General features: G+C 72.3%; 11 protein-coding genes. 5 read left to right on the forward strand and 6 right to left on the reverse strand.

Translation table 11 applies throughout. The features are described from left to right. Positions 1 to 4: 4 nt before the first annotated feature. Complete coding sequence (locus ACQP2X_RS32760) at positions 5 to 1,003, forward strand: oxidoreductase (protein WP_498688498.1); 999 nt, start codon at positions 5 to 7, stop codon at positions 1,001 to 1,003. Here the strand turns inward: ACQP2X_RS32760 and ACQP2X_RS32765 are convergent. The 3 genes from ACQP2X_RS32765 to ACQP2X_RS32775 form a co-directional block, all read right to left on the reverse strand. Continuing rightward, the gene (locus ACQP2X_RS32765) at positions 1,000 to 1,398 is read right to left on the reverse strand and encodes an SRPBCC family protein (protein ID WP_498688499.1); all 399 of its coding nucleotides are present in this window, start codon (positions 1,396 to 1,398) and stop codon (positions 1,000 to 1,002) included. The genes ACQP2X_RS32760 and ACQP2X_RS32765 overlap by 4 nt on opposite strands. A gap of 4 nt (positions 1,399 to 1,402) precedes the next feature. Then, positions 1,403 to 2,725, reverse strand: coding sequence for a ferredoxin reductase family protein (locus ACQP2X_RS32770; RefSeq protein ID WP_498688500.1), 1,323 nt, complete (start codon positions 2,723 to 2,725; stop codon positions 1,403 to 1,405). Positions 2,726 to 3,437: 712 nt separating this feature from the next. Next, the gene (locus ACQP2X_RS32775; RefSeq protein ID WP_498688502.1) at positions 3,438 to 3,857 is read right to left on the reverse strand and encodes a hypothetical protein; all 420 of its coding nucleotides are present in this window, start codon (positions 3,855 to 3,857) and stop codon (positions 3,438 to 3,440) included. 841 nt (positions 3,858 to 4,698) lie between these two features. Here ACQP2X_RS32775 and ACQP2X_RS32780 point away from each other — a divergent pair. Next, positions 4,699 to 5,775: a D-alanyl-D-alanine carboxypeptidase family protein gene (locus ACQP2X_RS32780; protein ID WP_498688504.1), complete on the forward strand. Its 1,077-nt coding sequence runs from the start codon at positions 4,699 to 4,701 to the stop codon at positions 5,773 to 5,775. A 191-nt stretch (positions 5,776 to 5,966) separates the two neighbouring features. On the opposite strand, the gene ACQP2X_RS32785 is transcribed toward ACQP2X_RS32780, so the two are convergent. Continuing rightward, positions 5,967 to 6,860 carry a LysR family transcriptional regulator gene (locus ACQP2X_RS32785; RefSeq protein ID WP_498688506.1) on the reverse strand — a complete coding sequence of 298 codons (894 nt, stop codon included), beginning with the start codon at positions 6,858 to 6,860 and terminating at the stop codon, positions 5,967 to 5,969. A gap of 81 nt (positions 6,861 to 6,941) precedes the next feature. Here ACQP2X_RS32785 and ACQP2X_RS32790 point away from each other — a divergent pair, with 81 nt between their 5' ends. Beyond that, complete coding sequence (locus tag ACQP2X_RS32790; RefSeq protein ID WP_498688508.1) at positions 6,942 to 7,343, forward strand: RidA family protein; 402 nt, start codon at positions 6,942 to 6,944, stop codon at positions 7,341 to 7,343. On the opposite strand, the gene selB is transcribed toward ACQP2X_RS32790, so the two are convergent. Then, on the reverse strand, positions 7,338 to 9,080 hold the full coding sequence (gene selB / locus ACQP2X_RS32795; protein ID WP_498688510.1) for a selenocysteine-specific translation elongation factor: 1,743 nt from the start codon (positions 9,078 to 9,080) through the stop codon (positions 7,338 to 7,340). The two genes, ACQP2X_RS32790 and selB, sit on opposite strands and share 6 nt — an antisense overlap. Positions 9,081 to 9,083: 3 nt before the next feature. Beyond that, a complete protein-coding gene (gene selA, locus ACQP2X_RS32800; RefSeq protein ID WP_498701093.1) occupies positions 9,084 to 10,385 on the reverse strand; it encodes an L-seryl-tRNA(Sec) selenium transferase in 1,302 nt (433 codons plus the stop codon). 201 nt (positions 10,386 to 10,586) lie between these two features. Between selA and ACQP2X_RS32805 the strand changes: the two genes are divergently transcribed. Both ACQP2X_RS32805 and ACQP2X_RS32810 read left to right on the forward strand, forming a co-directional pair. Then, positions 10,587 to 13,337, forward strand: a complete 2,751-nt coding sequence (locus ACQP2X_RS32805) for an AfsR/SARP family transcriptional regulator (protein ID WP_498688512.1) — start codon at positions 10,587 to 10,589, stop codon at positions 13,335 to 13,337. 5 nt (positions 13,338 to 13,342) lie between these two features. Then, entirely contained in the window at positions 13,343 to 14,398 is a 1,056-nt protein-coding gene (locus ACQP2X_RS32810) for a class I SAM-dependent methyltransferase (protein ID WP_498688513.1), read from the forward strand. Positions 14,399 to 14,432 lie beyond the last annotated feature (34 nt).

Consider the following 14,432-nt stretch of genomic DNA (forward strand, 5'->3'; position numbering starts at 1 on the left):
CGCGATGGCTCCGATGACCCGCAACCGGGCGCGGCCCGACGGCGTTCCCACCGATCTCGCCCGCGAGTACTACCGTCAGCGTGCCTCGATGGCGCTGATCATCGCCGAGGCCACGCAGATCTCCGGCGACGCGCAGGGCTACATGCTGACCCCCGGCATCTACACCGAGGCGCACGTCGCGGGCTGGCAGGAGATCACCGGCGCCGTCCACGCCGCCGGCGGGCGCATCGTCGTGCAGCTCATGCACTCCGGTCGCATCGCCCACCCCGGCAACACCCCGCACGGCCGCCGGCCGGTCGGCCCGTCCGCGGTCCGCCCCAAGGGCGCGATGTACACGCCTACCGGGCTGGAAGACATGCCCACGCCGCGAGCCCTGAGCACCGGCGAGGTCACCGGCGTGGTCGAGGAGTACCGCCGTGCCGCCGCAGCGGCGATCGCGGCCGGCTTCGACGGCGTCGAGATCCAGGGCGCCAACGGCTATCTGGTGCACCAGTTCCTGTCGACCAACGCGAACGAGCGCACCGACCGGTACGGCGGCTCTGTCACCAACCGCGTCCGCTTCGCCGCCGAGGTCGCCTCGGCGGTGGCCGGCGAGATCGGCGCCGACCGTACGGGTCTGCGCGTCTCACCGGGCAACCCGTACAACGACATCACCGAGAACGACACCCACGAGGTGTACCCGGCGCTGCTCGCCGCCCTGGCCCCGCTGAACCTGGCCTATCTGCACGTGATCCACGCCGGCGACGAGGATCTCGTGACGAGGCTGCGCCGGGAATGGCCGGCGGCGCTTCTCCTCAACCGGGCCGGCGCTCCCCTCGAAGCACGCTTCGCCGACCTCGACGCCGGGCGGGCCGACGTCGTCACCGTCGCCGCGGCCGCCCTGGCCAACCCGGACCTGCCGGCTCGCCTCCGGGCCGGCGCGCCGCTGAACGAGGCCGACCCGGCCACCTTCTACGGCGGCGACCACACCGGATACACCGACTATCCCACCCTCGGCGGCTAGCGGGACTCCACAATCGACTTGAGCCGGGCCAGGTCGGCCCGGACCAGGCCGACGTCCCGGGCGAAGTCCTCGTCCGAGGTGCCCGGGGCGCGGCGGACCGAGAAGACGATTTCGGAGCCTTCGCCGTACGGCACCACGCGCAGCGGGTTGAGGAACGTTTGGCCGTCGGGGAACGTGGCCCAGTGGTCCAGGACGCCGAAGTCGTTCGGTGGGGCGAAGACGACCTTCACGCGGCCGGTTCCGGTGAGGACGTACCACTCGCCGTCGGTCTGTTCGATGTCCTTGCCCAGGCCGGGGGCCCACTCGGGGATGTGGGCCGGGTTCGAGGCGTAGGCGTAGACCTCGGCGGCCGGGCGGTCTACGCGTTCGGCCAGGTGCGCTGTGTCCGATGGCATGCCGTCAGCTTGCCAGGCGGAACGTCTCGGCGTGGCGCTGGCGGGCCGGGACGCCGAGCTGGCGCAGGCTGCGCAGCACGGCCCCGGTCATCGCCGACGGACCGCAGACGAAGACGTCGCGCTGGGCGATGTCGGGGACCAGGCCGAGCAGATTGCCGGCGCTGAACGGCTGATTCCCCTCGCCCGTACGCCCGGTGAGCAGATGCAGGCGCGCCTGCCGCAACCGGGCCAGGTTCTGCAGCTCCGGGAGCAACACCGCGTCGGCCGGCGTGCGCGCACGGTAGAGGACGACGATGTCACCGGTCAGGGTTTCATCCTCGAGCAGGGCACGGATCGGGGTGATGCCGATGCCGCCGGCGATGAGTACGGCGTTCTCCCGCACCCGGCGTGTCGTGGTGAACGCGCCGTACGGCCCTTCGGCGAACACCCGCGTGCCGAGCGGCAGCTCCCGCAGGCCGGCGCTGGTGGTGCCGATGCCTTTCGCCGTCAGCCGCAGGGAGCGACCGTCCGGGGCGGCGGAGAGTGAGAACGGGTTCACCTGCCACCACCGGTTGTGACCGGGGAACCGCCACAGGAAGAACTGGCCGGCACGGGCCCGCAGGCGCTCGAGGTCACGGCCGGTGACGTGCACGGAGACGACATCGGGCGACTCGGAGATGACGGCGGCGACCCGCAGTTGGTGACGCAGGTTACGGATCAGGGGGACGGCCACCCGGCCGGTGATCAAGGCGCCGACCGCGAAGGCCCACAACCCCCACCAGTAGAGCTGGGTGAACCCGTTCGTCTTGAACGCGCTCCCCTCGTACACCTGGTGGATCAGCGCGAGCACGACGACGGCGTAGACCAGCAGGTGAACGGCGTGCCACGCTTCGTACGAGAGGGTGCGGCGGGCCAGACGTACGGAAGAAACCGCAATGACCCCCACCAAGCCGGCGGCGATCATGCCGAGCAGCACCGGCATCTGTTGGGCCAGGTTGGGAATCTCGGCCAAGAAGGAGATGCGGTCGAGCTGTGAATATCCGAGCAGCACGAAGGTCGGATGCAGCACCACGAGCCAGAAGATCGTGAAGCCCGTCCACCGGTGCCAGGTGGTGAGCCGGTCCATCCCGATCCGCCGGTCGAGGAAGGGCAGCCGGGCGATGAGAAGCAGCTGAAGTGCCATGACGAAGCCGAGATGAAGCCCGAGGAACCGCCCGATCGAGGTCAAGGTGTTGTGCGCCGGCGTCGCCGGATTGAGGAACATCAGCTCCACGATCGCCAGGTTCAGGATCAAAAACGTCCAAAGCATGACGTACGCGGTGAGCACCGAACCGACTCGTCGCGTCACAGCGGGCTCAGTGGCGGCAGTCATCCCTCACAGGTAGCGGTGAATGGCCGGTGCGCGCAATCACCCGAACGAAAGGTGGCGCGCTCCGGCAATACTTGCCGGACGCCCGGGCACCCGGGACCGGAAGGAGAGAGATGACCCACCCGCCGAAGCCGACCGACGAGACCCGCCCGCTCTCGCGGGAGAACGAGGGCCACGCCGACCCCAAGGCTCCGGCCCAGAGACAACCAGAGACCGGGGTGTACGGGGGTCCCAGCCCCACACCGCCCTCATCATCCGCGGAGGCGGCGCCCTCCGCCGCCCCGGCACCGGCTTCTCCGCCACCCACCTCCCCGGCACCCACCTCTCCGCCACCCGCCTTTCCGCCGCCCGCCACCCCGGCGCCCGACTCCCCGCCACCCGCCTCCCCGGCACCCGCCTCCCCGGCACCCGCCTCTCCGCCGCCCGCTTCTCCCCCGCCCGCCGCAAAGCCCGAGCTCAGCGACGACGCGACGCAGCCATTCGCCACCTCTCCCCCGGCCGCCGCGGACGCGAAGCCCAAGCCCGACGACGACGCGACCCAGCCATTCGCCGCCTCCCCCTCAGCCGCCGCGGACGCGAAGCCCAAGCCCGACGACGACGCGACCCAGCCATTCGCTGTTCCCGCGCCCGTCGCCAGCGAGCCCAGCGCGCCGGAGGAGACCGCCAAGCCGTCGCCGCCCGCCGACACCAGTCAACCGATCACCGCGGCCAAGCCCGCACCCGTCGCGACAAGCGGCTCAACTGCTCCCGCCAAGCCGTCACCTTCGGGGGCAAAGGCCGCATCTCCGTCGAGCACAAATCCCTCTCCGGCCCCTCCCACCGTTTCATCGCCACCGTCCGACCAGTCGCTGGCGTCGGCGCCCGCCCCGGCCTCGCCGCCAACGTCCGCTCCCACGCCGGCCTCGACACCCTCCGGGCGAGCCTCACCGGCAGCGCCCACCTCAAAACCCTCCGGGCCAGCCTCACCACCTTCCACCCCGGCTTCACCGCCAGTGCCGGCTTCAACGCCCTTCGCGCAGGCCGCGCCGTCTACGTCCTCCCCTATGTCGCCCTCGCCGGCTGACGCGGACAAGACCCAGCCGCTGACCGCAGCCTCGGCACTTCCGACCACGCCCATCCCTACCGATTCGAATCAGACGGCGCCCCTGACCCCTCCGGCCATCACCGCGCAGCCTCCAGCGCAGGCCGCAATGCCCCTGTCCCGGCCTACCCCTCCCAAGCCGCAAGCCGAGACTCCCCCGACTGAGGCCACCCCCAGCCGCGATCAGGCCGCCCCCGCGGCACAGGTCGCGCTACCGCTGGCGCGACCCACGACGCCGCCCGCCGCGCCACCCAGGGCATGGAACTCCACGCCGCCCGCCGCCGCGCCCACCGCGTGGAACTCCACGCCGCCTGCCGCGCCGCCTCCAGCACGGACAGCGCCTCCCGCCGCCTGGCCCGTTCTGCCGCCGACCGGGCGGACCTCGGAAGCTGATCTCACTCAGCCGTTGATGGCGGCGCCTCCGAAGACAGCCACTACGGCGCCGCCGGTAACAGGCAGCACAGCACTGCCGGTTACGGGTAAAGCAGTTCCGCCCGTTACGGGTAGTGCCGCGCCGCCAACTACGGGCAGTGCCGCGCCGCCGATCACGGGCAGTGCCGCACCGCCGATTACGCATAGCGCCGCACCGCCGATTACGCATAGCGCCGCCGCGCCCGTCGCCGGCAGTGCCCGGCCTGGCGTTGCTGTTCCGTCCTCTCGGCCGGCGCCCGCTACCCCGCCGCCGCCACCCAACCGGCCCGGGTCCACTGTCTATGGCGGTGGCCAGCTTCCCGCTCCCCAGGCCCGGCGCCGGCGACTTCCCGTACTCATCGCTCTTGTCCTGCTAGTTGTTCTCCTCGGTGGCGGCGCCACCCTCCAACTGACCCGGGCACTGCCCTCGGCCACGCTGACCACGACTGTCGCGGCCAGCATGAAGATTCCAGGAGCGGCTCCTGATCTTCCCTGGCCCGCCACCGGCAGTGCCGAACTCATGATCGAAGGGCTGGGGCGCATCGGCGGCTCCGGCAGCACCGAGGCCGCCCCCATCGGCAGCGTCGCCAAGGTCATGACCGCCTACGTGATCCTGCGCGATCACCCTCTGAGTGGCGACGAGGAGGGGCCGACACTGACCGTCACCGCGGCCGATGTCGCCGACTACGAGTCGCGGATTGCCAGCAACCAGTCCCTCGTCCGGGTCGAAGTGGGCGAACAACTCACCGAGCGTGACGCCCTCGAGGCGCTGATGTTGCCCTCCGCCAACAACATCGCGCACCAGCTGGCCGTCTGGGACGCCGGGTCGGAGGAGGCCTTCCTGGCCAAGATGAACGCCGCCGCCACCGACCTCGGCATGAAGGACACGAACTACACCGACGCCAGCGGCTATCTTCCGACCACCACCAGCACCGCCTCCGACCAGGTCATTCTGGCTCGTGCCGCGCTCAAGAGCGCCGTCTTCGCCGAGATCGTGGCCCTGCCCGAGGCTGAGATCCCGGTCGTCGGCACGATCCGGAACTACAACGATCTGCTCGGCGTCAACGGCGTCTTCGGCATCAAGACCGGCTCCACCGACGAGGCCGGCGGTAACTTGGTGTTCGCCTCGCACCTCACCGTCGGTGGCCGCAAGCTGACCTTGGTGGGCGCCGTCTTCAACCAGCCGGGGGCGCAGACGCCGCAGCAGCTGGCCAAGGTCAACCGGGAGGTCAAGAAGCTGCTGACCGCCGTGGCCAAGGTCGTCAAGGAGTACACCCTGCTGCCCGCCGATCCGGTCGGCCAGGTGGAGACGGCCTGGGGCGCGACCACAGCGGTCCGGCCGGCCAAGGCCCTCAAGGTCGTCGGCTGGCCCGGCCTCACGGTGCCGCTCAAGGTCACCACGGTCGCGCCTTCGGCCGAGGTCACCGCGGGTCAGCCGGTCGGGACGGTGCAGGCTTCAGGCGTACGAGTGGAACTCCGCACCGATGCCGCGACCGGGTCGCCCTCGCTGTGGTGGCGTCTGACCCGGACCTCATAGCCGGGCCGGTCCGGTCGGCGATCGGTTTCAGCTGCTGGTGCAGCCGAGCGCCGACGGGCGGGGCGCCGAGCGCGGTACGTCTAGATCGAGCGCCACGACATCGGCATCGCGCTCGCCGAACGCGTCGAGAAAGGCGCGTCGAGAAAGGCGCGCCGCCGGCCGTGCTGCGAACATGCCGGTTGCCGAGGAATTCAGATCCCTGGAACGGCGTGCTCGAGAAAGCGCATGAACTGACTGACGGCCGGCGGCACCGACCGGCCGGCCACCGTGGCCGCATAAACGCGCCGGGTCGGCTCGTCGTCGCGGTGCAGGCGTAACAACGCGATGTCCGGTGGGGTGCTCCGCAACGCGAGCGCGGGCACCAGCGCCACTCCCAGTCCGGCCGCCACGCATCCCAATTTGCCGGTCCATTCCGCCGCCACGATGTCGATGCGCGGCCGGAATCCACTCGGCAGACTGGCTCGCAACAAGGTCTCCTCGGCATCGGCCGATCCCGCGATGAACGGGTCATCAGCCAGTTCGGCCAGCCGGACCGTACGCCGATGGGCCAGCGGATGATCCAGCGCGACCGCCACGAGCAGGCGTTCGTCCAGGATGTGCCGCATCTCGAAGCGCTCGGAATCGATGGTCTCCGTGGGCGACGAGCTCACGACGGCCACATCGGCATCGCCTTCGGCGAGCCTTTCCAGAAGCCTCGGGGTCAGGCCTTCGACCAAGGCCAGGGCCACTTGGGGGTACGCCTTCCGGAAGCCCGCGAGCGCACGAGGAACCAATGCCGCGACCGCCGTGGGAAACGCGCCGACACGCAGTCTTCCCCCGTCCAGCTCACGCAGTTCTTTCACGGCGGTCCGGGCATTGGACAGCCGATTCAGAACCGCCTCCGCGTGCGGCAGGAGAACGCGGCCCTCCTCGGTCAGCGCCACCCCACGCGGCAGCCGGTCGAAGACCTGGGCGCCCCATTCCGCTTCGAGCGCGCCGATCTGCCGGGACACCGCCGATTGCGTGAACTGAAGCTCCTTCGCGGCCGCGGTGATCGACCCCAGCCGGGCCACCGTCCGGAAGACTTCGAGCAGCTGGGTCTCCATGCCGACCCATGCTAGCCCCGCATGCCACCCATGCCAGACATTCGCTGGTCGCATACGTCGGATCCCCGTAACGTCGCGCCCATGATTCTCGACAACCCAGCCACCGTCGCCGCCCCCTTCGGAGACCGATTCGCCCACGTGGCCCGGGCCGACCTGCCCGGCGGCGGAGCCTTGCTGCTCCTGTCCGGCCAGGTGGGCGTCGACGACGACGGCGCCGTGGTCTCCCCCGGCGACGCCGGTGCCCAGGCGACCCGCGTCTTCGACATCGTCACCGGCCTGCTGGCCGCCCACGGCGCCGCTCTGACCGACATCATGCACATCCGCACGTTCATGACCAGCCTCGACGACCTGCCCGCCTACGGGGCGGTCCGGCGCCGATATTTCCCCGCGAACCCGCCGGCGAGCACCACGGTGGAGGTCAGCCGGTTGTTCCTGCCCGGCGCGGTCCTGGAGGTGGAGGTGACGGCGATCGCCCGCCTATGACGCGATGGTCCGCCGGTCGTCGGCCTCACGGCGGGTGTGCCCCTTGCGGTCGAGCAGTTCGAGCAGCGGCACGGCCACCCGGCGCGTCGTGCCCAGGGCTTGGCGCGCCTCGCTCAGCGTGAACGGCTGAGGCAGTCCGGCCAGCACTCGTGCGGCTTCCTCGACCGCCCCGGCCCGCAGCACCACTTGCGGCGTCAGTCGCAGAAGCAGGCCCGTCCGCTCCGCCGCCGCGACCTGGCGCGCCCCGAGCCCGAGCGCCGCCAGGTCGTAGGCCTCGGGAGCGGTGAACGCCCCCAACCCGTCGAAGGCCTTGCTCACCAGCGCCACAAGCTCATCCGGAGCCCCGGCCCGACCGGCCACGACCCGCCCGTTCCGGATCACGACAGGAGGTACGGCAAGTGCGGTCACCAGCCCTCGATCCGGCAGCCCGAGCCGGTGCCGGAGAGCTTCCACAGGCATGCCCGCCTCGAGCGGATGCTCCTTGCCATAGGCAGCGACTTCTCGGACGAGCCGCTCGCCGAGTCCCGCCCAATGGTCCGGGTCGGCATACCAGTCACCAGCCACTGGCTGAGCGCCGGAAAGGGGTACGCCCATGGCGGCCAGGTCTGCGCCTCTGATCAGCAGACGGCGGGTCAGTTCGGAGCGGAGCGAAGGGTGGCTGTCCATGGTGGTGAGCTGGGCCGCGCGCGCCGCTGCGGCGCCGCGGCGTTTCAGGCCGGGGGGTGCCACGTCCAGGACGGTGACGCCGCCTGCGACGTGGTGGCGGCCGGGGTCGCGGAGAAGGGCGCGGTCGCCCAGGCGCAGCGGGAGGGGGTGCGACAGGCGCAGCCGGGCGGTGTCGGGGCCCAGTGGGCGGATGCGGACCGGGACGGCGGCGGAACCCACGTGCAGGGTGGCCTCGGCCGGCAGGTCGGCTACGGGGTCGCCTTCGACGCGGACGTCGATGAGGTCGGCGAAGCGGAAGCGGCCCGGTGTGAGCAGGGCGTCGCCGCGGCTCAGGTCGTCGCGGGGTGTGCCGCGCAGGTTGACGGCGACGCGGGCCACGGCGGTCACCTCGTCGACCGGCCGGCCCATGCTCTGCAGGCCTCGCACCCGGACCGTGGTGTCGCCCACGGTCAGCTCGTCGCCGGCGCGGAGGCGCCCGGCGCCCAGGGTGCCGGTGACCACCGTGCCGGCTCCCTTGACCGTGAAGACCCGGTCGATCCACAGGCGAACCGGCGCTTGCGGGTCGGCGGCGGGCAAGCGCCCGACGAGCCGATCGAGGGCCGCTCGCAGGTCGTCGAGCCCGGCGCCGGTGGCTCCGCTGACCGCCACCGCCTCGACCTCGCCGAGCGACGTCCCGGCGATCTCGGCCTGGGCGAGCTCGATCGCGGTCGCGGGCTCGGCCAGGTCGCTGCGGGTCACCACCAGGAGCCCGTGCCGCACGTCGAGAGCGTGCAGGGCGGCCAGGTGCTCGGCCGACTGCGGCATCCACCCTTCGTCGGCCGCCACCACGATCATCGCGGCCGGCACCGGGCCCACTCCGGCCAGCATGTTGGGCACGAACCGCTCATGCCCGGGTACGTCGACGAACGCCACCGTCGCCCCCGACGGCAGCCCGGTCCACGCGAACCCGAGGTCGATGGTCATTCCGCGGCGCCGCTCCTCCGCCCACCGGTCCGGTTCCATCCCGGTCAGCGCCCGGACGAGCGTGGACTTCCCGTGGTCGACATGCCCAGCCGTGGCAACGACGTGCACGTGCTACTTCACCGCGCCCTGCGAAATGGACGCCGCGGCCACGATGGCAGCGGTCAAGGTGGGGTCGGCTTCGGTGGGGACGCACCGCAGGTCCAGGAGGAGGTGGCCTCGCTCCACGCGGCCTACCACCGGGGTTGCGCCTGTGCGCAGGGTCGGGGCGTACGACTCCGGCAGCGAGAGGGACCACGACGGGAGCGTGACCTCGGGTGCGCCGCCGCCCCCGACCACCGCGAGTGACTCGGTGAGGGTGACCGGGATGTCGTGGGCCGCCAAGAGGGTGCGGACCTTCTCGGTGCGGGCTCGCAGCGAAGGCAGGTCGGCTCGTAGGGCCTGCCACGTGGGAGTGGTGGGGCCGGACAAGGTGGCCTGCAGAGCGGCCAGGGTGAGTTTGTCCACGCGCAGGGCCCGGGCCAGCGGGTGGCGGCGCAGGCGTTCGATCAAGGAGGCCTCGCCCAGCATCAGTCCCGCCTGGGGGCCGCCCAGGAGTTTGTCGCCGCTCGCGGTGACCAGGGCGGCGCCGGCGGTCAGTGCCGTGGTGGCGTCGGGCTCGTCGGGGAGGAGACCATCCGGGCTCAGCAGGCCCGAGCCGATGTCGACGACCACCGGCGGGTCCAAGGTGGCCAACGCGGCGATGGGCGTGTCGCTGGTGAAGCCCCGGATGACGAAGTTGGACGGATGGACCTTCAGGATGAAGCCCGTCTGGGGGCCGATCGCGCGCTCGTAGTCGGTCAGCGTGGTGCGGTTTGTCGTTCCCACCTCGCGCAGGCGGGCGCCGGTCGACTCCAGCAGGTCGGGGAGGCGGAAACCGTCGCCGATCTCCACCATCTCGCCACGGCTGACGATGATCTCCCGGCCGGCGGCCAAGGCCGTGGCCGCCAAAACCAGGGCGGCGGCGCCGTTGTTGACCACGTGGACGTCGCCGGCGGCGGGGACGGCGGCGGCCAGAGCGGCCAGGGCGGTGCGGCCCCGGCGGGCGCGGCGGCCCGTTTCCAGGTCGAGTTCGACGTCGGTGTGGCCCGCGGCGGCCGCTACCGCCTCTCGGGCCGCCGGCGACAGGGCGGCGCGGCCCAGGTTGGTGTGCAGGACGACGCCGGTCGCGTTCAGCACGGGGCGCGGACCTCGCGGCAGGGCCTCCAGGGCGGCGGCCACGGCGGCTCCGGGCGGCAGCTCGCCCTCGCGGACCCGGTGCAGCGCGGCGACCACGGCGGCCTTGACGGCCGCGCGGCCTACGGTCTCGGCGGCGGCTTTGAGCTGGGGATCGGCCAAGATCGCGTCCGTACGGGGCACGCGCCGCCGCGGATCCACGGAAGTGGCCGGCGAAGGCGCGCCGGAACGCGGCCCCTGATCCGCCTCGACGGTCGGCGAGGGTGGGGTGGGGCGCGGATCCTGGGCCACCTTTTCTCCTTCGGCTTGCGTCAGACCAACCTACCGCCACGGTGACGCCGCCTTGGTTGACCATGAGAGAGGGTCTTTGCCTGGGGTGGACCGGCGGCCGAGAATGGGCCCGTGAGCGTCGAAGTGGGGCTGCTCGGGCCGGTCGAGCTGCGTGTCGACGGGCGGGTCGCGGCGCTCACGGGAGCGCCCCAGCGCATTCTGCTGGCCCGGCTGGCGCTGGCCGGTGGGCGGGTCGTGCCGGTTGGTGAGCTGATCGAGGCTCTCTGGGAGGACGAACCGCCGGGGAACGCCGTCGGCAACCTGCACAGCTATGTGTCCCGGCTGCGGCGGCACGCCGGCGGTGATGTCATTCGGCGGGAGCCGGGCGGCTATCGGCTTGTTCTGCCCGGCGGGGCGGTCGACACCGGCCGCGTCGAGCAGCTTGTCGCCGCCGCCCGGGGGCAGGGCGATGAACAGGCCGCCGACACGCTGGCCGAGGCGCTCGGGGTGTGGCGGGGTGATCCGCTGTCCGGTGTGGGTGACCGGCTGGCCTTCGCGCCCGAGGTGGCCCGGCTGGCCGAGTGGCGGCGGCATCTGCGTGAGGAGTGGCTCGAGCGGCGGGTGGCGGCGGGGCGCGGGGCCGAGGCGCTGCCGGAGATCGAGGCCTGCGCCACGGCCGAGCCCCTGCGGGAGCGGCCCCATCTGCTGTGGATGAGGGCATTGCATCAGACCGGCCGTACGGCTGAGGCCCTCACCGTGGCGCGAGCGTTCCGGGATCGGGTCGTGGACGAGCACGGTGTCGACCCGTCGCCGGCTCTGGACGAGTTGCAGAAGCGCATCCTCGACGAGGATCCGGCGCTCCGGCCGGCCGTCCGGGGCCCACGGGCCACCCGGGCCGACCGGTTCTTCGGGCGGCGCGACGAGATGGCCGTACTGCGGAAAGCTTTGACCGACAGCCGTGTGACCACGCTCGTCGGGCCCGGTGGGGTGGGCAAGACGCGGCTGATGAGCGAGGCCCTGGCCGGGGACGAGCTGCTGGTGGAGCTGGCCGAGCGGTCCGTGCCGGCCGATGTCGCGGCGGCCGTGGCGGGGGCTCTCGGGTTGCGGGCGGCGCCGCGCGGGGCGGTGGCGGCGATCGCCGAGCGGCTGGGCGGGTCGCCGGCGGTGCTGGTGCTGGACAACTGCGAGCATCTGCTCGAGGCGGTCCGCGACCTGGTCGAGCAGATCGTGCGGCGCTGTCCCCGGGTGCGGGTGCTGGCCACGTCCCGGCAGCGGCTCGGTGTGGCCGGTGAGCGGGTGCTGCGGCTGGGGCCGCTGCCCGACGAGGACCGGGTGGCGCTGTTCTGCGACCGGGCGGCGCTGCTGCGGGCCGGCTTCCCGGCCGACGCGCGCAGCCGGGAGCTCGCGGCCGAGGTGTGCCGGCTGGTGGACGGGCTGCCGCTCGCGGTCGAGCTGGCGGCCCGGCGCGAGGCGGTGTTCGGGCTGGCCCACCTGCGGGACCGGCTCGGTGAGGGGTTGCAGGTGCTCGACCCGGCCCGCGGCGGCGATCGGGCCACCGCCGTGTCGGCGACCGTCGAGTGGTCGTACCGTCTGCTCGATCCGGCCGCGCAGCGGCTGCTCGACCGGCTCTCGGTGTGCCGGGGAGGGTTCGGGCTCGACGCGCTGCCGTACTTCGCCGACGACGCCGAGCCGCTGCTGGCCGAGCTGGTGGACGCCTCGCTGGTCGTCTGTGACCTGGAGGCGGAGCCGCCGCGCTACCGGCTGCTCGACACCGTACGACATGTCGGGCTCGCGCATCTCACCGACGACGACGCGAGGGACGCCCACGCGCGCTGGATGCTCGACTTCGTCACCGATCTCGTGGAGCGGCAGCGGCGCCGCAATCCGCACACGAGCCCGGCCCTGCGGCGTGAGCTCGGAAACCTCCAGGAGGCGCTGGCCTGGCTGGGCGATCGGGACGAGGGAGCGCGGCTGGCCGCCTGGGCCGCCGCGGCGGGCTCCGACGCGCCCGATCCAGGGCTCACGGCCCAGCTCGTCCGATGTGCGCCCGCGTCCGTGACGTCCGAGGCCGACGCGCTGCGGGCCCTCGCGGCCGGCACCGGCCACTGGCTCGACAGCAATCTGCCCGAGGCCGGGCGGCTGCTCGACGCCGCCCTGTCCGTTCTGCCGCACGGCCATCCGCTGCGCGGATCGGCCATTCTCATCCGCATCTCCAACTCGATGTTCGCGGGACGGGCGGACGACGTACGGGCCGACGTGCTCCTTCTGCGCGACGAGCCGGGCGCCTCGGGATGGGTGCGGGTCACCGGATTGTGCTGCGCGGCCCTGATGGACGCCTACAACGGGGACACCGCGGCCGGAATGCGCTGGCTCGAGACGTACGAGAAAGAACTGACCGCCGACCGGGGCGACGGATTCGAGCCCTTCACCCGTGGTGAACTGCTGGCCGGAAGCGACCCGGCGGCGGCCCTGGCCTGCTATGAGGAATCGCTGCGCCGGACCACATATGCGGGGCTGGTCTACACGGCCAACATCGCCCGGATCGGCCGCGCCGCCGTGCTGATCCGGCTGGGCCGGCACGCCGAGGCCGCGGCCGCCTGCGCGGAATCCATCGTCGCCGTCCGCACCGCCGGAATGACCGGCCAATTGTGGACGGTTCTGCGGCTCAGCGCGGAATTGCTCGCGGCCCGGGGCGACGTCGACGCGGCCGCGTCGATCGTGGCGGCGGCCGACCTGGACCCGTACGCCCCGGCCGTCATGGGCCCCGACCGTGACCGTCTGGAAAAGCTGCGTGTGGCCGGAACGCCGCCACAGCCGGACACGGCCGATTTCGTGCTGGCAAGGCTTCAGCAAGAAGCCGGCAAGGACCGGGCCGCACCTTGAGTGGCATGACTGACACCCACATTGACGAAGCCCGCGTGCAAGCGTTCGCGGGACAGCTCCTCACCGATTTCGCCGGGGCCGGCAGCACCGCCCTCACGGTGATCGGCGACCGGCTCGGGCTCTACCGGGCCATGACCGGCGCCGGACCGGTCACCCCGGCCAAGCTTGCGGCGGCCACCGGGCTCCATCCGCGGCTGGTCACCGAATGGCTGCGGGCGCAGACCGTCTCCGGATACGTGACCAGCGACGGCGAGACCTTCGAACTGCCGATCGAGCACGCGCTGGCGCTCTCGGTCGTCGACTCGCCGGCCTACGTGGTGGGCGGCGGCGAGATCATCGCCGGCTACTTCCTCACCCTGACCCAGCTCGAGGCCGCCTTCCGTGGCGACGGCGGCCTTCCCTACGCCGACATGCCGGGCTGCCTGCATCACGGCATCGAGCGGTTCTTCCGTACGGCCTACGTGAACCACCTGGCCCAGGAGTGGTTCCCGGCCGTGCCGGGCCTGGTCGAGAAGCTGGAGAAGGGCGCCCGCGTGGCCGACGTGGGCTGCGGGCACGGCGTCGCGACCCGGCTGATCGCCTCGACCTGGCCGGCGTCGACGGTGACCGGGTTCGACAACCACGAGCCGTCGATCGTCAACGCCCGCGCCGCCCTGGCCCCGGGGGTCGAGTTCCACGTCGCCCCGGCGTCCGAGATCGACCGGCACGGGCGGTTCGACGTGGTGGTGTTCTTCGACTCGCTGCACGACCTCGGCGACCCGCCGGCGGCGCTGCGGTCGGCCTACGAGGCGCTCGTTCCGGGCGGCGTCGTGGTCGCGGTCGAGCCCTGGTCGGCCGACGACTTCACCACCGTAGTCGGCAACCCGGTCGCGCGGGCCAACTACGCGGCCTCCACCGCGCTGTGCACGCCGGGGTCGCTGAGCCAGCCCGGCGCGTACGGCCTGGGCACCCAGGGCGGTCCCACCGCGCGGCTCTCGCTGCTCACCGACGCGGGCTTCGAGGGCGCGACCGTTGCCGCCGACACGGGCTTCAACCTGGTACTGGCCGGCTTCAAGGACTGACAAGTCGGACGTATAGGGCGCCATGTTCCCGGGT

It is taken from the genome of Actinoplanes sp. CA-131856 (assembly GCF_050956135.1).
Taxonomy (GTDB): Bacteria; Actinomycetota; Actinomycetes; order Mycobacteriales; family Micromonosporaceae; genus Actinoplanes.

Coding starts and splice junctions, on each gene's coding strand:
- ACQP2X_RS32780 (WP_498688504.1), top strand. CDS start 4,699: ATGAAGATTCCAGGAGCGGCTCCTGATCTTCCCTGGCCCGCCACCGGC.
- ACQP2X_RS32810 (WP_498688513.1), top strand. CDS start 13,343: ATGACTGACACCCACATTGACGAAGCCCGCGTGCAAGCGTTCGCGGGA.
- ACQP2X_RS32765 (WP_498688499.1), bottom strand. CDS start 1,398: ATGCCATCGGACACAGCGCACCTGGCCGAACGCGTAGACCGCCCGGCC.
- ACQP2X_RS32790 (WP_498688508.1), top strand. CDS start 6,942: ATGATTCTCGACAACCCAGCCACCGTCGCCGCCCCCTTCGGAGACCGA.
- ACQP2X_RS32760 (WP_498688498.1), top strand. CDS start 5: ATGGCTCCGATGACCCGCAACCGGGCGCGGCCCGACGGCGTTCCCACC.
- ACQP2X_RS32785 (WP_498688506.1), bottom strand. CDS start 6,860: ATGGAGACCCAGCTGCTCGAAGTCTTCCGGACGGTGGCCCGGCTGGGG.